We start from the raw sequence: 20,391 nt of genomic DNA, 5'->3' as shown, positions 1-20,391 counted from the left end.
ATCCAACGTACTGAAACAGTCGACACCGTGCCCTCGGCTAACGTCGGTCAAGTGCTGAAATGGGCCCTGCTCACCGGGGCGATCTCCACTGAGGTTGCGGCCACCCTGTCACTGCGGGCGTTCCAGGACAACGCCGGCTGGCTGGGTGCCGTCATCCCGGATACGTGGCCTCGTTTGTGCTCCTGACCTTGGTCTTACGCACCGGGATGCCCATCGGGGTCGCGTACGGCATCTGGGGTGCAGCCGGCACCGCGCTCACCGCGGGCCTGGCGGCCGTGGTGTTCGACGACCCCTTCACGGCGGCGATCATTGTCGGGATCGTGCTCATCATCACAGGAGTGCTACTCGTCGAATTCGGTTCACACCGTGAGGGATCGACGCCGGATCCGGGTTCGGTTGCCGCGGATGGTTCCCGATGACGGCGTGGGCGGCGTTGGCCGGGGCGATCCTGCTGGAGGTGGCCGCCACCCTGGCGCTGCGCGCCTCCGAAGGTTTCCGGAAAAAGAGCTGGCTGCTACCGGTGATACTGGGTTACACGGCATCCTTTTCGATGCTGTCGTGGTCGTTGTCACTGGGCATGCCGGTGGGTATCGCCTACGGTGTGTGGTCCGCCTGTGGGGTGGCGCTGGTCGCCGTTCTGGCGCGCTTTCTGTTCGCCGAGCCACTGACTCCGATGATGATCGTGGGCATCACATTCATCGTTGCCGGTGTGCTCACCATCGAGATCCTGGGCGCAGCGCCACTTGCCGGGGATTGAGCACTGCGGCGGCGATCATGATGATCACCCCGGCCACCGGGACCAGCAACAGCCCGACCCGCAAGCTGGTCGCGTCGGCGAGCACGCCGACCAACGGCGGTGCGCCGAGGAACCCGAGCCGCATCAGCCAGGTGACAACGGTGAGGCCGGTGCTCGGACGCAGCCCGGGGACGTTGTCGGCGGCGTGGAACGCGGCCGGCACCACCGTGGCGACGCCCAGCCCGGCCGCGGCGAAACCGGCGATGGTGCCGGGCACGCTGGGGAACGCCAATGCCAGCCCCATCCCGGCCGCCACCAGCAGGCCGCCGCTCCTGGCGACATTGCGTTCGCCGAATCGGTCCACCAGCCGGTCACCGAGAAGCCGGCCGATGAATTGGAATCCGACCAGGGCGATGAAACCGAACCCGGCCAGCGCGGCCGGCGCATCCAGCGTGTCGTGCAGGTAGAGCGTTGCCCACGACTGGCCGGCATCTTCGACGACCGCCCCGGCGATCGCGAGTACGGCCAGCGCCAGCAGCATGGCGTAGATGGCGGTCCGTGGGCGTGCGCGGCCATCGTCGGCCGCCGACATGGCGGCGCGGGCGCTGTCTGCGGGCGTGATGTCGTGATCGGGGCCCCGCAGCAGGTAGCGGTAGCTGGCCAGGCAGAGCAGCCCGAAGATCGTGCCCGAAAGTGTCAACTGGGTCGATATCTTCATGCCGACCGCGATCGCGGCGGACCCCATGGCCCCGCCCAGGACCGCGCCGATCGACCAGACGGCGTGCATCGAGTTGATGATCGAACGCCCGTAACTTCGCTGGACGCGTAAGGCGTGGGCGTTCTGCGCCACATCGGTCAGCGAATCGGCGGCGCCGGCGACGAACAGGGCGAGCGCAAACGCCCACGCCACCGGCGCCAGCCCGGCCAGCAGGGTGAAGACCGCGATGACCAGGGTGCTGAACACCGCCAGCCGGGCCGAGGTGAACCGTCGGATCAGGGCGGCGGCAGCCAGCCCGGACAGCAGGGCGCCGGCGGGGAAAGCCGCAACCGAGAACCCGAACATGGTGTTCGAGGTCTCCAGCGCGGCTTTGATCTCGGGGTAGCGCGGGAACAGATTGGTGAACATCGCTCCGTTTGTGAGGAACAACACGGCGACCGCGATGCGGGCACGTTGGTCGGCGGGTGCAGGAGCCACGTGGAACCATTGTGCTGCAACCGGATCTCGGGGGCGACAGGCGCGTACCGGGAGGGACCGACCAGGATGGGGATCGTGACTGAGGTGGATGCCGCGCTGGTCGAACTCGCCACCCGTTCTGGTGTGGCCACCAACTACACCGACTGGACCGGTCACCCCGTTGACGTCTCCGAGGACACCCTGGTGGCGGTTCTCGGTGCGCTCGGAGTCGACGCGGACACCCCGGACCGACGCCAGGCCGCGCTGGCCGCTCACGACAGGTCGTACTGGTCCGCCCCGTTGCCGCCGACCGTTGTCGGTCGTGCGGGCACCGACACCTCGTTCTGGGTGCACGTCACCGACGGTGACGCCGCGCATGTGTGGGTGCGCCTGGAAGACGGCACGGTCCGGACCGGGGTACGACAGGTCGACAACTTCACTCCCCCGTTCGATCTCGACGGCAGGCTTGTCGGCGAAGCCTCGTTTGTGCTGCCCGCGGATCTCCCGTTGGGGTATCACCGGCTGTATCTGCGGTCCGGCGACACCGAGACCAGCACTGCGCTGATCATCACCCCGTCCTGGTTGGGGATGCCGACACGGATGGGCAACCGACGGGCCTGGGGCATGGCGACCCAGCTCTACAGTGTGCGGTCCACCCGCTCGTGGGGGGTTGGTGATCTGACCGACCTGGCCGACCTCGCAGTGTGGTCGGGCGCCCAGCACGGAGCGGGTTATGTGTTGGTCAACCCGTTGCACGCCTCGGCCCCGACCCGACCGATGGAACCGTCACCGTATCTGCCGACGTCACGGCGCTTCGTCAATCCGCTCTACCTTCGGGTCGAAGCGATCCCGGAGTACGCCGAGCTACCCAAACGCAGCCGGGTCCGCCGACTGCGGGAGGGGGTCCAAGATCATGCGCGCAAACTCGATGCCATTGATCGCGACGCATCGTGGGCAGCAAAACGGAAGGCGCTCAAGCTGATTCACGGCGTGCGGCGCTCCGCTGGACGCAGCCTGGCCTACCAGGCATATCAGGAACGGGAAGGCAAGGCTCTCAACGATTTTGCCGTCTGGTGCGCACTGGCCGACGCACATGGCCCCAACTGGCATGAGTGGCCCGACGGGCTGCGGCACCCCGATTCCGCCGAGGTGGCCACCTTCGCCCGGAAGAACAGCGCCGCCGTGGACTTCTACCGGTGGCTGCAATGGCAGCTCGACGAGCAGCTGGCCGGCGCCCAATCCACTGCGGTGCGCACCGGGATGGCGCTGGGCATCATGCATGACCTGGCGGTGGGGGTTCACCCCAACGGCGCCGACGCGTGGGCGATGCAGGACATCCTGGCGCTCGGCGTCACCGCCGGGGCGCCGCCGGATGACTACAACCAACTCGGGCAGGACTGGTCGCAGCCGCCGTGGCGGCCGGATCGGCTCGCCGAACACGAGTACCAGCCGTTCCGGGCGTTGATCCAGGCCATCCTGCGGCACGCCGGTGGCGTGCGCATCGACCACATCATCGGGCTGTTCCGGCTGTGGTGGATCCCCCAGGGCGCGTTGCCCACCGAAGGCACCTATGTGCGCTATGACCACGAGGCCATGATCGGCATCGTCGCGCTCGAGGCCCAGCGGGCCGACGCCGTGGTGGTCGGTGAGGATCTCGGCACCGTCGAGCCCTGGGTTCGGGATTATCTGCGGGCCCGCGGCCTGCTGGGAACCTCGATTCTGTGGTTCGAACGCGACGGTGCAGGAGAACCGCTGACCGCCGAGCATTGGCGCGAGTACTGCCTGTCGTCGGTGACCACCCACGACCTGCCGCCGACGGCCGGTTACCTTGCCGGTGACCATGTGCGGCTTCGAGATTCACTGGGGCTGCTGACCCGTCCGGCCGACGAGGAATTGGCGGCCGACGTTCGGGAGAACGCGGCCTGGATCGCCGAACTGCAGCGGGTGGGCCTGCTTCCCGGCGGTCCCGGAGTTGTGGTCGCCGACTTCGCCAGCGAGCAGGTCATCCTGGCGCTGTACCGCTATCTGGGGCGCACCCAGTCCCGATTGTTGGCGGTGGCGCTGACCGATGCGGTGGGCGATCGGCGCACCCAGAATCAGCCCGGTACCACCGACGAGTACCCGAACTGGCGTATCCCCCTTACCGATCCGAAGGGCAAATCGTTGCCCTTGGAAAAGGTGTTCACCGATCCGCGGGCTGCGGCACTCAGCGCCGCCATGCACGCGATCACCACAACACCGAACGCACACCTGTAGCATTCGCCCATGCCGTTGGCCGACGGTGCCACGTTTGCCGGCTACACGATCATCGGCCTGCTCGGTGCAGGTGGCATGGGTGAGGTGTACCTCGCCCGCCTGCCCCGTCTCGACGAGTCCCGGGGAGATCCCCAACCCGGTGGCGACGATGTCGCCTGCCGTTGCACCACCGGTCGAAACCGAGTCTCCGGTGCGGATCTGCATGGAGCAGACGGGCCGCAGCCGGTTGCGCTGCGCCGCGGACATCTTGCGTGGAAATGCGGGCTGACCTGGGATTGCGCAGTTTGCGACCCACGGCAGCGAAACGTTTTGCCGCAAGGCGGCGATATGCCGGTCGTCTTCGGTGGAGTTTCTCCACCGTGGCGACTGCGATAGGTTCACACGCAGCAACCGAAAGATGAGGTCTTGTGGGAAAGCCTGTTGTGAGAAAGCTTGCTCTGTTTGTCGGCGGCGTCGGTGTCGCGGCTTCGATGGCCATCGTCGGGACCGGGCAGGCCAATGCAGAAGCTCCCGATGTGACCGGTGAGACGTACGGCAAGGCGGTTGCCATACTCAAGAACCTCGGCTACAAAGCTGTCTTCGGCGGCTCGATCGGCAAAGACCTTCCGCAGTCGCAGTGCCGGGTCGTCCAACAGCAGCCGGCGGGACGCAACGTCAGGCTGCGCCTCGACTGCGACCTCCTCCCGGGTCAAGACCAGCCTGTGGCGCCGAACACCCACTCGTTGGTCCCCCCGGGTGGCTCCATCCAGCAGACCGGCACCAGCGGCGCGCCCGCCCCGGCTGACCCGGGCCGGCCCACACCCGGTGCCGGCACTGTCACCGTCACCCCGCGACAGGTGGGCTGATCAGCCACCGGTGATCATCGCGTGGAGTTCCTCGGGGCTCCACGGCGGTGACGGGTTGTGGTCGCGATACCCGAGGAACTCCGGGGTCGGCCGGTTGAACCGGCCGACGAAGTTACCCGCGCCGATCAGGATCTGCCCGGTCACATCGACGGCCAGGTCGCTGACCAGGTAGGCGTACAGCGCGGCGACGTACTCCGGCGGTGCCGGGTCGAGGGCGCCCTCCATGGATGTCGTGTCCAGCAGACCCCGACGGTGCAGGGTGCGGATCTGCGCGTGGTACTGCGATCCGGTCGACAACCGGGTCCGGGCACCGGGGCAGACGACGTTGGCCCGCACTCCGTACTCCTTGAGTTCGGCGGCCACCGCCATGGTGAGTCCGTTGACCGCGCCCTTACCCGCGGGGTAGCCGGTTCCGCCGTAGTCGCCGAGGTAGGCGAAGGAACCGGTGTTGACGATCGAGCCGGCGGACTGGGCGACCATGCGCAGCGCGGCGGCTCGGCAGGTGTGGAAGGCAGTGCCTAGATGGCTGGCCATCAACACATCGAACTGCCCGCCGGTGACCGTCAGTATCGAAGATCCCGGCGGCTCGGCGATGCCGGCACAGTTGACCAGGATGTCGATCCGGTCGAACCGTTCCACACAGGTGGCGATCAGCGCTTCGGCCGTCGCCTCATCTGCCGGCGAGCCGACAAAACCGGCGGCGGTGTGCCCGGAGCCGGTGATGGTGTTCACCGCCTCGTCCACCGCACCGGCGGTACGCCCGTTGACCACCACGCCGGCGCCGAGCCGCGCGAGCAGTTCGGCGACGGCTCGCCCGATGCCGCGGCTGCCTCCCACCACGACGGCGCCACGATTCTGAAGAAGACCAGTCATCTGCTCGACATTAGAGTGGGGGCACCGGCGCTCCCGTGACGAGGGAAGGTTGACGACCGATGACGTTGCGCCCGCTGAACCTGATGTCGGCGCTGTGGTCGACTGCGGTCGCGGCACCCCCCGTGGCTGCGGGTGCCGGGGCACTCTACGGGGCGATGTTCGGGACACTGCGTCACGTGGTGATCGGCCGACGTGTCACGGTACACACCGCAGCAGGCCCGGCGACGATGACGGTGTCGGCGGTCGAATCGGGGATTGATCTGCGGCGGCACTCAGTGGGCAAACTCGATCATCTACGAATCGTGGCCACCGATATCCGTTGGCGCAACCGTAGTTTCGATCGACTCTCGGCGGAATTACGCAATGTGTACCTACGTCCGGGTACCCGCCCCGAGGTGGTTGCCGCCCCTGTTCATCTGACCCTCGACGTCCCAGCGGGGTCCCTCGGTGAACTGTTCGCCTCGGCGGCGCCCCGGCTGTCGGGTCACGTCGACGCCGACGGCGTGGCCCGGGTGCACTGGGCCCGATGGCCGCGGCTCGGATCAGTCGAGGTGGACGTCGCCGTCGAGACCGACAGCGCAACGGTGTCGCTGCAACCCCGGGCCGTCGGGTTCCGGCGCCGCCGCTGGCTGTTGCCGTCGCGCACCCCCGCCTACCGGGTCCGGCTCCCTGACCTCCCCCACGGCCTGTTGATGGCCGATGTCCGGTTCGAACCCGGGTTGCTGCAGCTGTCCGGCACCGTCCCGCAATGGCGGCTGGACCTGTCCCGCCATCTCGAAGATCTGCTCGAGTTCTAGAGGTCAATGTGGCGATCGCACACTGATCGCGCAGAACCCAACATTGTCGCGACCGGTCCGCGGCCATAGTGTCAACGGGCGTGACACCTCTTGTGCAGCACCATGATTGTCTGTTGTTGGATCTCGACGGAACGGTGTTTCGCGGGTCGCTGCCCACCGAGGGCGCCGTCGATTCCCTGGCCCGCGCCGACCTGCGCACCTTGTACGTCACCAACAATGCTTCCCGGTCCGCCGCCGATGTTGCCACGCATCTGCATGAGCTCGGATTCGCCGCCGCGGCCACCGATGTCGCCACCAGCGCTCAGGCGGCCGCACATCTGCTTGCGCAACTCCTGCCGCCCGGCTCCGCCGTTCTGGTCGTCGGTACCCAGGCGCTGGCCGCCGAGGTCAGCTCCGCGGGTCTGCGGCCGGTTCGGCTCAGCAGTGAACAACCGGTCGCGGTGGTGCAGGGGCACAGCCGGCAGACCGGTTGGTCCGACCTGACCGAGGCCGCGCTGGCGCTGCAGTCCGGCGCGCTGTGGGTCGCGACCAACACCGACCGGACGTTACCGACCGAACGTGGCTTGGTGCCCGGCAACGGTTCGATGGTCGCCGCCTTGTGTGCGGCCACCGATCGCACGCCCCGGATCGCCGGTAAGCCGTCGCCGTGTCTGTTGGAAAATGCCCTGCGGCGCGGTCGATTCCGAGCTCCGCTGGTTGTCGGCGACCGCCTCGACACCGATATCGCCGGCGCCAACGCCGCGAGCCTGCCCAGCCTGCTGGTGCTCAGCGGTGTGGCCACCGCCGCCGACGTCGTCGCCGCCCCGCCGGCACTGCGCCCCACTCACCTCGGCCATGATCTGCGCACCCTGCACGCGGACAACACCAGCAGCACCATCTCCGCGCATCCCGCGTGGCGGGTCAGCGTCGAGGATGCCGGTGGGGGTGCCCGCGTCACAGTCGAATCGACGGGTAGCCGCGTTGCCGCCGACGATCTTGCGGTCGTGCGGGCCACCGCCGCGGCGGTGTGGGACGCCGGCCTCACCGGCGGGTTCAGTGTCCACGCCGGGGATGACACCGCGGGCGCGGCCCTGCAGCCCTGGGGGCTCCTTCAGCTCAGCAGATCCGCGGAAGTTGTTCCCCCAGCTCACGTTCGATGACGCGGGTGGTGCCGAACGGAGTGCGGCCCACGACCATACCCGGATGGGCGTCGACCACCCGCCCGATGCGGGTGGCGTTGACACCCTCGGGGCGGCCGCGCATCGCTTCGAGTACCGCGTCGCTGTGATCGGGGTCGACAAACACCACCAGCTTGCCTTCGTTGGCCACCTGCAGTGGGTCCAGACCCAGAAATGAACATGCCGAGGCCACGGTGTCGGGTATCGGGATCGCAGCTTCGTCGAGCTCGACCCCCACACCGGCGGTGCGGGCGATCTCGACCACCGAGGCCACCAGGCCGCCGCGGGTCGGGTCACGCAGCGCATGCACCGCAGCCGTGTCCCTGGTGGCTTCCAGCATCGCGGCGACCAGCCGGTACAGCGGCGCGCTGTCGGTGGTGACCACGGTGCCGAAATCGATACCCTCACGCACGCTCATGATCGCCACACCGTGTTCACCGAGGGCTCCGGAGACCAGGACGTGATCGCCGGGACGCACCCGGTCGGGCCCGATGTCCACTCCGGCCGGCACCACGCCGATGCCGGCGGTGTTGATGAAAACCTGGTCCGCGCTGCCTTTTTGCACCACCTTGGTGTCCCCGGTGACGATCTGCACGTCCGCTTCGGCGGCGGCCTTGCCCATGGTCGCCGCGATCGCACCGAGTACCTCCATCTCGAGGCCCTCTTCGATGATGAATCCGGCGGTCAGCGCCAACGGCATCGCACCGCTGCACGCCAGATCGTTGACGGTTCCGTTGACGGCCAGGTCACCGATGTTGCCGCCGGGAAAGAACAACGGCTGCACCACATAGGAATCTGTGGACACCGCGATCCGGCCGCCGGGTTGCGGCAGCACCGCCGAATCGCGGCCCGCGCTCGATCCGAACGCCGGCACGAACAGATTCTCGATGAGCTCTTCGGACAGCACCCCTCCGCCGCCGTGCCCCAGCACCACCCGTGCGGTCTCACGTAGCGGCAGCGGACACACCCAGTCGGCGGGGTCGACGGCGACCGGCGAGTCAGACATGGGCCGGAACCTCGAGTCGGCGGAACTGGTAGTAGGCAGCACACGCCCCTTCGCTGGACACCATCGTCGCCCCCAGCGGAGTGCGCGGCGTGCAGGTGGTTCCGAATGCCGGGCACTCGTTGGGTTTCAGCAGCCCCTGCAGTACCTCACCGGCGTGACAATCCGCGGACTCCTGGACCTGTAGGTGACCCACCCCGAACCTGGTCTCGGCGTCGTACTGCGCATACCGCGGGGAGAGGGACCACCCGGATTTCGGGATCATCCCGATGCCTCGCCACTGCCGGTCGGTCACGACAAACACCTCTGCCAGGGTCTGCTGAGCGACGGTGTTCCCTTCGGCGCTGACCGCCCGCGGGTAGGCGTTACGCAGTTCGGCGGTTCCGGATTCCAGCAGATCGACCAGCTGCCGCACCCCCTCGAGCAGATCGAGGGGTTCGAAGCCGGTCACCACGATCGGCACCCCGAATTGATCGACGAGCGGCCCATACTCGGCGGTCCCCATGACCGAGCAGACGTGTCCGGCCGCCAAGAATCCCTGGACCCGGTTGGTGGGTGAACTCAGGATCGCGGTCATCGCCGGAGGTACCAGCACATGGGAAACCAGCAGCGAGAAGTTCTTCAGACCCAAACGCTGGGCGTGGACCACCGCCATCGCGTTGGCCGGTGCGGTGGTCTCGAATCCCACACCGAAGAACACCACTTCCTTGTCCGGATTGTCCGCGGCGACCCGGGTGGCATCCAACGGCGAATACACGATGCGCACGTCACCGCCGCGGGCCCGAACACCGAACAGGTCCTGCCGGCTGCCGGGGACCCGCAGCATGTCACCGAACGAGCAGAAGATCACGTCCTCACGGGCGGCGATCTCCAGCGCCCGGTCGATCATCTCCAGGGGAGTGACACACACCGGGCAGCCCGGGCCGTGGATGAATTCCACCGAGTCACCCAGCAACTGGTCGATCCCGTTGCGGATGATCGAATGAGTCTGTCCACCACACACTTCCATGATGGTCCACGGCCGGGTGGCAGACCTCTTGATCGCGTCGACCAATGATCGCGCCGCTACTGGGTCGCGGAACTCGTCGAGATATCTCATGCCGGTTCCCTTCTCTGCTGGCCCTCGCTACCCGCGAGTTCCTCGTCGAGCACACCGAGGTCGGCGAACATCTGCAGCGTCTCGTTGGCCGAGGCCTCGTCGAGGCGGGTGATCGCGAACCCGGCGTGCACAATCGTGTACTCACCGATCTGCATGTCCGGCAGATAGGCCAGACACACCGTCTTGGTGGTACCGCTGAAATCGACGGTGCACATTCGGGTGCCCGCCTCATCCCAGATCTTGATCACCTTGCCGGGGATACCGAGGCACATACGCCGCTCCCTTCCTCGTCGTCGGCGAGCTGTGCCGCCGCGATCACTGCCTGACCCAACGCCAGACCACCGTCATTGCACGGCAGCTGCTGATGGGTGAGAACTTCGAAACCTTTGTTCACCAACATATTCCGCACGCCGCCCAGCAACAGCCGGTTGACGAACACACCGCCGGTCAGTCCGATCGTGGTGATGCCGGCACCCCGCGCGCAGGCGCCGGCCGCGACGGCGGTCGCCTCGATCACCGCCTCGTGGAACGCTGCCGCCAGATCGGCCACCGGCTCCCCTGCCCGCAGCCCGTCGACCAGACCACCCAAAACCGGACCGGGATCAAGCACACCGTTGTCGACAGTGAATTCCAGTCGACGCGTCGCGCGTCCGGCGCGGGCGCGGTGCTCGAGCTCGATCGCCGCCTGTCCCTCGTAGCTGACGTCCTGACAGACGCCGAGCAGGCTGGACACCGCATCGAACAGCCGCCCCATACTGGTGGTCGGCACACAGCCGATGCCTTTGGGGAGCTGTTGGGCAAGAATGTGCAGTCCGTCGGGGCCGACGGCTGCGACCGGAGCCAGGGCGGGATCCCAGGCCAGCCCGGACCGCCACAGCAGGTCCAGGGCGATCCTGGCCGGTCGGCGGGCCGCACCGTCTCCACCGGGCAGTGAGAACGGCAACAGATGCCCGACCCGGGTGAACCGGGCCGGATCGGTGATCGCCAGCAGCTCGCCACCCCAGATGGTCCTGTCGGTGCCGTAGCCGGTGCCGTCGTAGGCCACCGCCACCATCGGTTCACCCAGCCTGTTGTGCTCGGCGAGCAGGGAGACCGCATGGGCATGGTGGTGTTGCACCTGCACCGTGCGAGGGCCTTGGCGGCGGGCCCATGCCGTGGTGGCATACCCGGGATGCTGATCACAGGCGATGACGGCCGCGTGCCGATCTGTCATGTGTGCCAGATGATGGTGCGCCGCTTCGAAGCTCACCTGGGTGCGTGGATCGGCCATGTCCCCCAGATGCGACGACATGTGTGCCCGGCCGTCGGACCCCATCAGACAGAACGTGGTCTTCAAGTCGCCGCCGGTGGCCAGGATCACCGGTCCTGGTGTCGGGCGCGCCACGGTGATCGGCAGTGGCGCATAGCCACGCGAGCGGCGCACCGGCAGCAGGTGTCCGGCGTCGATGGTCACCACCGAGTCCTCGCAGGGGATGTGGATCGGCCGATCATGGCCCAGCACACCGTCTGCCAGGGTGTCGATCCACTCCAGATCCGGGTCGCGGTGCACGATCGGCGAACCGCCCGCGTTTGCCGACGTCATCACCAGGGGAAGGCCGTCGAGGCGATCGAACAGCAGATGGTGCACTGGCGAGTAGGCCAACATCACCGCGAGGTCGCCGAGGCCGGGCGCGACCGCATCCGCGACGGCATGCCCGGTCCGCCGCGCCAGCACGATCGGCGCCGCCGCAGAGATGAGCGCCCGGACCTCGGCGTCGTCGACGTCGATGACTGTCCGGGCGGCCGCCAGGTCCCGGACCATCAGCGCAAAGGGCTTGGCAGGACGTCCTTTTCGGCGTCTGAGCTCGATCACCGCGGCGTCGCTGTCGGCTCGGCAAGCCAGATGGTAGCCGCCGATGCCTTTGACTGCGACGATCATCCCGTCCCGCAGCGCCTGCACCGCGGATCCCAGTGGATCCGATGCATTCTCCGGTCCCCGCCACCACAGCCGTGGCCCGCAGTCGTGGCAGGCGATGGTCTGGGCATGGAAGCGCCGATCGAGCGGGTCGCGGTACTCAGCCGAACACGCGGCACACATCGGAAAGCCGGCCAGAGTGGTGGCCGGCCGGTCATACGGCAACTCGGTGATCACTGTGTACCGCGGACCACAGTTGGTACAGCTGATGAACGGGTGGCCGTACCGACGGTCGGCCGGGTCGCGCAGCTCTGCCAGACAGTCCTCGCAGGTGGCGATATCCGGTGAGATGAGGGTGCGGGTGTCCTCGCCGGTCCGGCTGGCGATGATCTGGAATTCATCCTCATCGCCGTGCGGCGGCACCGCCGTGATCCGGAGATCGTCGATGCGCGCCATGGGTGGTCCGTGGTGGCGGATCTCCTCGATCACCATGTCGATATCGGCTGCCGGGCCCTGCAGTTCACAATGCACCGAGCCCGCGTCGTTGTAGACAAAGCCACTCACGCCGTGGCGTGTCGCGATCCGCGCAACGGCAGGGCGAAATCCGACACCCTGCACCAGGCCGGTGATGTCGAGTCGTAGGCGCACCAGTTCAGGGGCGCTCGGATTGCCCCTCATGATCCTCCTGAGCAGCAACAACTTCCCGCACCAATGGGCTGTCGGCGGCGGGTAGGTAGATCCAGATTAGACCCGTCCGTCTATGGCGACAATCACAATTTGGCACAGAAAGTCTGCGCATTTCCGGGGTGAATCGGATGCATCCGGACAGCTTGACGCGTCAGCATGGAACAGTGCATGAACTGTCGCTGTGCCACGCCATCGTGGGCGTGGTGAAACCCCATGCCGCCGGGCGGCGCATCGACGTGGTGCGCGTCCAGGTCGGCGCATTGCGCCAGGTTGTGCCGGAGTCGCTGGAGTTCTGCTGGTCGCTGGTCCGCGACCACGAGTCCATGCCCGAAGCCGAGCTCGAACTCGAACTGATACCGGCCGAGGTGGTATGCCGGTCGTGTACGCAGCGCAGTGAGATCGAGTCCCGATGGTCGGTCTGCTGTCCGCGTTGTGAGAGCGCCGACGTCGAGGTGGTCCGCGGAAACGAGTTTTTGGTGACGTCGTTGGAAGTCACCTGAGGAGAGGATGTCGCAATGGGCAGGTTCCACCGCCACGAGGACGGCGAACACGAGCACGGCCACACCCACGGGGTCGACCACACCCACGAACACGGACACGAGCACTCCGATGAGCACCACCACGGAGATCACAGCGGCTATGCCACCGGATCTGAACGCATCGAGGTCCTCGAGTCGATCTTCGCCGAGAACGACGTCCGTGCCGACATCAACCGGAACGCCTTTGATGCCAATGGGGTTCGCGCACTGAATTTGATGAGCTCACCGGGATCCGGGAAGACCACGGTACTGGCGGCCACGCTGGACGAGCTGGCAGCCGACCTTGCGATCGGCATCATCGAAGGTGATATCGCCACCGACCTCGATGCCGCAAAACTCGGGGGTCGCGGTGCGCAGATCTCCCTGCTGAACACCAACAACGGTTTCGGTGGCGAATGCCATCTCGACGCACCGATGGTCAACCGGGCGTTGCAGGGTCTGGATCTGGCCGCGCTGGATCTGGTGATCATCGAGAACGTCGGGAACCTGGTGTGCCCGGCGGAATTCGATGTGGGCGAGCACGCCAAGGCGATGGTGTATTCGGTCACCGAGGGCGAGGACAAACCACTGAAGTACCCGGTTATGTTCCGGTCCGTGGACGTGGTGCTGCTCAACAAGATCGACCTGGTCCCCTATCTCGATGTCGACGTCGAGCAGTATGTCGCACACATCCGGCAGGTGAATCCGACGGCGGTGATCATGCCGGTCAGCGCCCGCACCGGCGAGGGCATGAGCCAGTGGTATCAGTGGCTGCGGCAGTTCCGGGCCACGTCCTCGACACCTCGCTCAGCGGGCGTCCACGCCTGAGCGGGCCAGCAGCGCCCCGACGACGACCGCGCTGAAAGTGATGGGGTCCGACGGCCACGGCACCGCCGCGTCGGCCCTTGACCAGTTGGCCAGCCAGGTATCGGCAGGGCGGCCCATCAGCACCACCAGCGGCGGGCAGGCATCCAACTCGTCCCTGAGTTGACGGGCGATGCCCAGCCCTCCGGCAGGGGTTGCTTCACCGTCGAGTACCGCGAGGTCGACGCCACCGCGGTCAAGCCGGGCGATCAAGGCTGCGGGCGTGGCGATCTCGCAGTAGGACAGCGGAGCCAGACCGGGATGCGGTCGCGGGCCGAGGTTCTCGATCACCTGTTTGCGTGTCCCCGCGTCACTGCTGTACACCACCACCGCGATATCACCCATATCGCGATGCTAGGGCCGGCCGGGCCGCAGTGACAGTGCCTCGAAGATCATCCCCCCAACCAGCCACCCACGCGGGGGATGGCCGTCCCCCGCGGTGATCGCAGCATGATCCGAACACCGTTGTGCACACTCCACGCTCAGCGCAGGTTCGGAGAAGAGGTCACAGTCATGCTCGCCAATCACACGACGCTGGTGCAGTTCCTGATCGAGGAGCGCCGACGCCATCCCGACGCCAGTGGCGACCTGAACGCGTTGATCCTCGATGTCGCGTTGGCCTGCAAAGCAATCGCCCAGCGTGTCGCCCAGGGAGAGCTGGGCGGGGTTCTCGGCGCCGCCGATGTCATCAATGTGCAGGGGGAAGTGCAGCAGAAGCTCGATGTGCTGGCCAACGAATACTTCCTGCGGGCCACCGAGTGGGGCGGTCAAGTCGCCGGCATGGCCTCTGAGGAACTCGAATCGCCGTACGTGCTGCCCCGGCAATATCCCCGCGGCAAGTACCTCCTGGCATTCGACCCGCTCGACGGATCTTCCAATATCGATGTCAACGTCTCCGTCGGCAGTATCTTCTCGATTCTGCGGGCACCCCAACAAGGCGAAGACCCGCAGCTCGGCGACTTTCTACAACCCGGAAGCCAACAGGTCTGCGCCGGGTACGCCATCTACGGCCCGTCGACCATGCTGGTCCTGACAGTCGGCACCGGGGTACACGGATTCACTCTGGACCCCGGACTGGGTGAGTTCATCCTCACCCGACCATCGATCGAGATACCGCGGTCCACCACCGAATTTGCCATCAATGCCTCCAACCGCCGGTTCTGGGAGGCGCCGGTGCAGCGGTACATCGACGAGTGTCTCGACGGCCGCACCGGGCCACGCCGCAAGGATTTCAACATGCGCTGGGTGGCGTCGCTGGTGGCCGAGACACATCGCATCCTGACCCGCGGCGGGGTTTTCCTCTATCCCCGAGATTCCAAGGATCCGGCCAAACCCGGGCGGTTACGCCTGCTGTACGAGGCCAGCCCTATCGCTTTCCTCATCGAGCAGGCCGGCGGAAAAGCGAGCACCGGCCGCAGCGCGGTGCTCGGTATCGCGCCGACGGCACTGCACCAGCGCGTTCCGTTCATCTTCGGCGCCGCCGACGAGGTTGAGCGCATCGAGCGCTATCACCACGACGACAACGGCGGCCTTTCCACCTCACCGCTGTACGGCACCCGCGGGTTGTTCCGCACTGGCACCAGCTGAATCGACAGGAGCCCCATCCCATGTCTCGTTTACACCCGATCATCTCGGTCACCGGCTCCTCAGGCGCCGGGACAACTTCGGTGATGCGCACGTTCGACCAGATTTTCCGCCGCGAAGACATCAATGTGGCATTTGTCGAGGGTGACAGCTTCCACCGCTACGACCGCGCCGAGATGAAAGCCGAGATCGCCGACGCTCATACCCGTGGCGATCACACGTTCAGCCATTTCGGGCCCGACGCCAACCTCTTCGAGGAACTCCAGACCCTGTTTGCGACCTACGGGGAGACCGGCACCGGAAAGGTCCGCAAGTATCTGCACGACGCCAAGGAGGCCGAGCCGTACGGCCAGGTTCCGGGCACCTTCACTCCGTGGGAAGAGGTTCCCGACGGTACCGATCTGCTGTTCTACGAGGGGCTGCACGGCGCCGTGGTGACCGACGAGGTGAACATCGCCCAGCACGCCGATCTGCGGATCGGTGTGGTTCCGGTGATCAATCTCGAATGGATTCAGAAGTTGCACCGTGACAAGGCATCTCGCGGCTACACCTCCGAAGCTGTCACCGACACCATCCTGCGCCGCATGCCCGACTACGTGAACTACATGTGCACCCAGTTCTCGCACACCGATGTCAACTTCCAACGGGTCCCGGTGGTGGATACGTCGAATCCCTTTGTCGCCAGGTCGATCCCGACGGCCGACGAATCCATGCTCATCATCCGGTTCCGCGACCCGCACGGGATCGACTTCCCGTACCTGCTGGCGATGCTGCACGACTCATTCATGTCCCGGTCGAACACCATCGTCTGCCCCGGCGGCAAGATGGACCTGGCGATGCAGCTCATCTTCACACCGATGGTGCTGCGGCTGATCGAACGGCGTCGCGCGGAACTGTCCGCTCGCTGAGCTCTCGGCTCGCTAGAAAGGCGGGGGTTTGTTGCGTTCGGCGACGTAGGCGTCATTGAGTGCTCGCTCGGCGTTGATGCGGCGGGTGCGTTCTCGGGCGCGGTTGCGTTTTCGCCGTTTTGGCATCGTCGCGATCTTGTCGGGACTGTTGGGGGTCTGAGACTCGGTGGCGATCGGCGCTGAAGTGGTGTTGACGGTCGGAAAGAACAGACTGCTGCCAGGTCTGGTGGTATACGACCGGCCCGTCGGGGTGGTCCAAGTGATGGCGCCGTCGGCAGACTGGACGTCCGACCAGCCGGGCCAAAACGTCTTACCCAGGTGGTGTTGGCGACACACCATTTTCCCGCCCGAGGCATGGGTGGCGCCGGCGGGCCACGGGGTGGTGTGGTCGTAGTCGCAGAATTGTGCGGGACGATCACAGTTCGGCCACCGGCAGGTCAGATCCCGAGCCTTGACCCATTCATCGAGACCGACCGAGGGCCGGTAACTGTGTTCCGGAGCGATTCCTGGTGGTTTCAGGTGGCGTTTCTTGGCGCCGGCGGCGATACGGGCGGCGATCTCTGCTGCCGGGACGGTGCCGAATCCGGGAATGATGCCCGGTGGCGGGCGCAGCGGCGAGGGTCGTACAACCGGGTGCGTGTCAGCGGAATCGGATTCGGCCGACACCTTGCCGTCCGGTGATCCGGCCCCAGCAACCTCGCCCTTGTCCGCCGAATGCTTCTTGTCAGAAGCCTCATTCCTGGTCTCGTTACAGAAATCATCAGTCGCGGCTCCCGGTTCCACGACCATGTCCTCGGCGCTGGAACTGTCACGGCCCGCCGAATCCTGTTCGGTCGCCAGGTTCCCCTCATAGACCGAAGTCTCTTCACCGGCCGGGCCATCGCTGTACGAATCCTGTTCGGTGGCGGCCTCATCGGGGATCGGTCCGTCGCCGTCCATGAATGGATCCGGTTCTGCCTGCAGGGCGGCTTCCTCGCCGTACACAAACACCACCACATGGCTGGCCCGGCCGTCGTCGTTGGTGGCAGGACAGTCGGGGATGCCGCACTCGCAGCTGAGGTGGAAGAATCCTGCGCCGATCGCGCCGTGTGCATCAGCAAGGCGCTGCACATGGGTCCGGGGATCGTCTTTGCAGACCCTGTGGGCCATGACGGCGAGGCGCCGGAGGTAGAGAGCGGCGTCCGGGCCTTTGAGACGCAGCAGGATCTCGGTGATCCCGTCTTTGCTTTCCACAATGTGCACACCCCGGTCCCGGACCGTGGCGCGGGTACGGCGCAACGCCCCGGGATCGTGGCGGTTCACCCAAACGTCGATGGCGGCGTCGAGCTTCACCTGCGAGAGCGCACCCCACCCGACGGCCGATTCCGCGACCGCGGTCTCCACCAGGGTCAACAGGTCGGGGTCGGCGATGTAGGCGGTGCGGTGCACAATACGCCGGGCGATCCGCTCGCTGATGTCCCCGGCCAGCAGCAGATCGCCGATCTTGGGGAGTCGGACCGCCAACGCCAGGCCGATTTCCATATCGCCTGAGGCACGGCCATGGGAGATGCCGGATGCCATCGAGATCTCGCTGGCGGCGGAGTTCCAGGCGGCATCGGTGTCTTCGAGGCTGTCGCAGTCGTCGTCGTAGTTGCGGCCGGCCTTCTCCCCCACGAACAGCAGTCGATGCCCGGCCAGGGTTGCCGCCGCACGAGTCAGCACCGAGATCGCGTCATCGATCTCGGCGTCACTCAGCTGCGCCCGCAACGCGGAATCGGGCAACTCAACGAACATACCCCGACCATACCGACCAGGTCCGACAGAAACCGGGACACGAAACCACCAGTGACAGTTGGGGTTTAACATCTCGACGAACGTACGGATTTGTACAGAAACGCCCGGCGCGTCGCGTACAAACACGCGCGCTCGGCCGCCGTCAGGTCACGAACCCGCCTGCTCTGTCCGCCAAGTCCAGCAGCGGTTGCGGCAGGATGCCCACCGCCAGGGTGACAGCCGCGGCCGCGGTGATCGCCACCGCCGTCAACCGGCTCGGCATCACGATGTGTGGGGCATCCGCGGCCGGCTCGCTGAAGAACATCAGCAGGATCACCCGCGCGTACACCACCGCCGCCACCGCGCTCGCCAGCACCCCGACCACCACAAGCAGCACCGCGCCACCATCGGCGGCAGCCTGGAACACCGCAAACTTGCCCGCAAAGCCACTGGTGAGCGGAATACCGGCAAATGCCAACAGAAACAGTGCAAACGCCAATGCCAGCATCGGTGATCGGCGACCCAACCCCGCCCAGCTACTGATCTCAGAAGCCTCCTCACCCGACCCGTCGGCGGTACGCACCAGCCCGACCACCGCGAAGGCGCCGATGACACACACCCCGTAGGCCGCAAGGTAGAACAGGGTGGAGGTGATTCCGGCTGCGTTTGCGGCCACCACCCCCAGCATCAAGAACCCGGCCTGTGCCACAGCGGAGTATCCGAGCAGCCGCTTCATATCGGTTTGCCCGACCGCAAAAACAGCCCCCAACACCATCGTGAGCATGGCGACCCCAGAGAGCACCGGGCGCCAGTCGTCCCGCAGTTCCGGTAGGGCCACGTAGAAGATCCGCAGCATTGCCCCGAAGGCGGCGATCTTGGTGGCCGCGGCCATGAAGGCCGTGACCGAGGTGGGGGCGCCCTGGTAGACGTCGGGGATCCAGGCGTGGAATGGGATCGCGCCGATCTTGAACAACACGCCCACTGTCAGCAGCCCGACCCCGAGGAGCACCGTCGGGGTTCGTTCCACGTGCGCCCCGATGCCGGCCAACGACATCGTGCCCGTCGCCCCGTAGAGCATGGCGATGCCGTAGAGGAAAAACGCCGACGAAAAGGCCCCCAGCAGAAAGTATTTCAGTGCCGCTTCTTGTGAGAGCACCCGTCGCCGACGAGCCAGTCCACAGAGCACGTACAGCGGCAGCGAGAACACCTCGAGTGCCACGAACATCGTCAACAGGTCATCGGCAGCCGGGAACAGCATCATGCCGCCGACGGCAAACATCAGCAGTGGAAACACCGCAGTCTGCACGGCGCCGGCTCGCAGCGCCGCTTGTTCGTCGGCACTTCCGGGTATCGCAGCACCCTGCGGGGTCAATCCCCCGGAGCGCCCCTGCGCGATCAGCAGCAGCACCAGCAGAGCCACCACCAGGATCAGCCCCTGGGCGAACAGCGCAGGCCCGTCGATCGCAAGTGCCCCCATCACCGCCCGCTGATGGGTCCCGGCCAACGCGATCACGGTGATCAACGCTGCGACAAGCGCCGCTGCGCACATCACCAACTGCACCCCGAACCGGCGCCGTGGACCCACCGCCGCCTCCACTGCCACCGCAGCGACAGCGGTCCCGAACACCAGCAGCATCGGCGCCACGACGCTGTATTCGACCGTCGGAGCAGGAATGGTCATGGATTAGCTCCTTCGGCGAGGGCGGGGTCGTGCTTGTCGAAGATGCTGAGGCTGTGTTCGACGGCGGGGTCGATGATGTCGAGGGCGGGTTTGGGATAGATGCCCAGGAGCAGCAGTAGCGCGATCAACGGAGCGACAACTGCGATTTCGCGGGGGACCAAATCGGTGATGTGCCTATTGCGTTCGGCGACCTCTCCGGTCATCAGCCGTTGGTAGAGCCAGAGGATGTAGACCGCGGAGAGCACCAGGGCGGTGGCCGCGATGACGGCCGGCAGTGGATAGGCAGTGAAGGTGCCGATCAGGACCAGGAACTCGCCGATGAACGGCGCCAGCCCCGGCAGTGCCAGCGCCGCCATCCCCGCCACCAGGAAGGTGCCGGCCAGCACCGGGGCGACCTTCTGGATACCGCCGTACTCCTCGATGACACGAGTTCCTCTGCGGGAGACCAGAAATCCGGCGATGAGGAACAGTGCGGCGGTGGAGATGCCGTGGTTGACCATGTAGAGGGTGGAGCCGGTTTGGCCTTGGCTGGTCATGACGAAGATGCCGAGGATGATGAAGCC

19 protein-coding genes and 2 pseudogenes are annotated in these 20,391 nt (G+C 66.4%); 11 read left to right on the top strand and 10 right to left on the bottom strand.

What is annotated here, in order from left to right; translation table 11 throughout:
* Window positions 1-51: 51 nt before the first annotated feature.
* Together WBB07_RS04560 and WBB07_RS04555 are read left to right on the top strand one after the other, a co-directional pair.
* A pseudogene (locus tag WBB07_RS04560) lies at window positions 52-419 on the top strand (DMT family transporter).
* Window positions 416-757 carry a DMT family transporter gene (locus WBB07_RS04555; RefSeq protein ID WP_526305173.1) on the top strand — a complete coding sequence of 114 codons (342 nt, stop codon included), beginning with the start codon at window positions 416-418 and terminating at the stop codon, window positions 755-757. Before WBB07_RS04560 ends, WBB07_RS04555 begins: the two are co-directional and overlap by 4 nt.
* Here WBB07_RS04555 and WBB07_RS04550 read toward each other — a convergent pair.
* Entirely contained in the window at window positions 714-1,931 is a 1,218-nt protein-coding gene (locus WBB07_RS04550) for an MFS transporter (RefSeq protein ID WP_526305171.1), read from the bottom strand. The genes WBB07_RS04555 and WBB07_RS04550 overlap by 44 nt on opposite strands.
* A gap of 75 nt (window positions 1,932-2,006) precedes the next feature.
* Here WBB07_RS04550 and malQ point away from each other — a divergent pair, with 75 nt between their 5' ends.
* From malQ to WBB07_RS04535, 3 genes and pseudogenes are all read left to right on the top strand, one after another.
* On the top strand, window positions 2,007-4,166 hold the full coding sequence (malQ, locus tag WBB07_RS04545) for a 4-alpha-glucanotransferase (protein WP_526305169.1): 2,160 nt from the start codon (window positions 2,007-2,009) through the stop codon (window positions 4,164-4,166).
* A gap of 9 nt (window positions 4,167-4,175) precedes the next feature.
* A pseudogene (locus tag WBB07_RS04540) lies at window positions 4,176-4,277 on the top strand (hypothetical protein); the annotation flags it as partial.
* A gap of 311 nt (window positions 4,278-4,588) precedes the next feature.
* Window positions 4,589-5,011, top strand: a complete 423-nt coding sequence (locus WBB07_RS04535; protein ID WP_526305167.1) for a hypothetical protein — start codon at window positions 4,589-4,591, stop codon at window positions 5,009-5,011.
* On the opposite strand, the gene WBB07_RS04530 is transcribed toward WBB07_RS04535, so the two are convergent.
* Window positions 5,012-5,884, bottom strand: a complete 873-nt coding sequence (locus tag WBB07_RS04530; protein ID WP_526305165.1) for an SDR family NAD(P)-dependent oxidoreductase — start codon at window positions 5,882-5,884, stop codon at window positions 5,012-5,014.
* 59 nt (window positions 5,885-5,943) lie between these two features.
* Between WBB07_RS04530 and WBB07_RS04525 the strand changes: the two genes are divergently transcribed.
* Window positions 5,944-6,681: a hypothetical protein gene (locus WBB07_RS04525; RefSeq protein ID WP_526305164.1), complete on the top strand. Its 738-nt coding sequence runs from the start codon at window positions 5,944-5,946 to the stop codon at window positions 6,679-6,681.
* Between the two features lie 80 nt (window positions 6,682-6,761).
* Window positions 6,762-7,820 (top strand): HAD-IIA family hydrolase, encoded by a 1,059-nt coding sequence (locus tag WBB07_RS04520; protein WP_526305162.1) that lies wholly within the window; start codon window positions 6,762-6,764, stop codon window positions 7,818-7,820.
* On the opposite strand, the gene hypE is transcribed toward WBB07_RS04520, so the two are convergent.
* The 4 genes from hypE to hypF are packed head-to-tail and all read right to left on the bottom strand — an operon-like array spanning window position 7,777 to window position 12,512.
* The gene (gene hypE / locus WBB07_RS04515; protein WP_526305160.1) at window positions 7,777-8,844 is read right to left on the bottom strand and encodes a hydrogenase expression/formation protein HypE; all 1,068 of its coding nucleotides are present in this window, start codon (window positions 8,842-8,844) and stop codon (window positions 7,777-7,779) included. The genes WBB07_RS04520 and hypE overlap by 44 nt on opposite strands.
* Window positions 8,837-9,940 (bottom strand): hydrogenase formation protein HypD, encoded by a 1,104-nt coding sequence (gene hypD / locus WBB07_RS04510; RefSeq protein WP_526305158.1) that lies wholly within the window; start codon window positions 9,938-9,940, stop codon window positions 8,837-8,839. Before hypD ends, hypE begins: the two co-directional genes overlap by 8 nt.
* Window positions 9,937-10,212: a HypC/HybG/HupF family hydrogenase formation chaperone gene (locus WBB07_RS04505; protein ID WP_526305156.1), complete on the bottom strand. Its 276-nt coding sequence runs from the start codon at window positions 10,210-10,212 to the stop codon at window positions 9,937-9,939. The genes hypD and WBB07_RS04505 overlap by 4 nt, the downstream gene beginning before the upstream one ends.
* Window positions 10,185-12,512, bottom strand: a complete 2,328-nt coding sequence (hypF, locus tag WBB07_RS04500; protein WP_526305154.1) for a carbamoyltransferase HypF — start codon at window positions 12,510-12,512, stop codon at window positions 10,185-10,187. Before hypF ends, WBB07_RS04505 begins: the two co-directional genes overlap by 28 nt.
* A 173-nt stretch (window positions 12,513-12,685) precedes the next feature.
* On the opposite strand from hypF, the gene WBB07_RS04495 reads away from it, so the two are divergent.
* On the top strand, window positions 12,686-13,021 hold the full coding sequence (locus WBB07_RS04495; RefSeq protein WP_526305152.1) for a hydrogenase maturation nickel metallochaperone HypA/HybF: 336 nt from the start codon (window positions 12,686-12,688) through the stop codon (window positions 13,019-13,021).
* A gap of 15 nt (window positions 13,022-13,036) precedes the next feature.
* On the top strand, window positions 13,037-13,867 hold the full coding sequence (gene hypB / locus WBB07_RS04490; protein WP_526305150.1) for a hydrogenase nickel incorporation protein HypB: 831 nt from the start codon (window positions 13,037-13,039) through the stop codon (window positions 13,865-13,867).
* On the opposite strand, the gene WBB07_RS04485 is transcribed toward hypB, so the two are convergent.
* Window positions 13,847-14,248 (bottom strand): hypothetical protein, encoded by a 402-nt coding sequence (locus WBB07_RS04485; RefSeq protein WP_526305148.1) that lies wholly within the window; start codon window positions 14,246-14,248, stop codon window positions 13,847-13,849. The genes hypB and WBB07_RS04485 overlap by 21 nt on opposite strands.
* A 168-nt stretch (window positions 14,249-14,416) precedes the next feature.
* Between WBB07_RS04485 and WBB07_RS04480 the strand changes: the two genes are divergently transcribed.
* Both WBB07_RS04480 and WBB07_RS04475 read left to right on the top strand, forming a co-directional pair.
* Entirely contained in the window at window positions 14,417-15,490 is a 1,074-nt protein-coding gene (locus WBB07_RS04480) for a class 1 fructose-bisphosphatase (RefSeq protein WP_526305146.1), read from the top strand.
* Window positions 15,491-15,510: 20 nt separating this feature from the next.
* On the top strand, window positions 15,511-16,395 hold the full coding sequence (locus WBB07_RS04475; RefSeq protein ID WP_526305144.1) for a phosphoribulokinase: 885 nt from the start codon (window positions 15,511-15,513) through the stop codon (window positions 16,393-16,395).
* 12 nt (window positions 16,396-16,407) lie between these two features.
* Here WBB07_RS04475 and WBB07_RS04470 read toward each other — a convergent pair whose 3' ends face one another.
* From WBB07_RS04470 to WBB07_RS04460, 3 genes are all read right to left on the bottom strand, one after another.
* Window positions 16,408-18,168, bottom strand: coding sequence for a DUF222 domain-containing protein (locus tag WBB07_RS04470; protein WP_526305142.1), 1,761 nt, complete (start codon window positions 18,166-18,168; stop codon window positions 16,408-16,410).
* A gap of 142 nt (window positions 18,169-18,310) precedes the next feature.
* Window positions 18,311-19,828 (bottom strand): NADH-quinone oxidoreductase subunit NuoN, encoded by a 1,518-nt coding sequence (gene nuoN / locus WBB07_RS04465; RefSeq protein ID WP_526305140.1) that lies wholly within the window; start codon window positions 19,826-19,828, stop codon window positions 18,311-18,313.
* Window positions 19,825-20,391: complex I subunit 4 family protein (locus WBB07_RS04460; protein WP_526305138.1), on the bottom strand; the 567-nt coding region annotated here is incomplete at its 5' end. The genes nuoN and WBB07_RS04460, both read right to left, overlap by 4 nt.

Origin of the sequence: Mycobacterium sp. (assembly GCF_049647605.1) — a bacterium.
Taxonomy (GTDB): Bacteria; Actinomycetota; Actinomycetes; order Mycobacteriales; family Mycobacteriaceae; genus Mycobacterium.
This window is presented reverse-complemented; position numbering and strand designations above follow the sequence as displayed.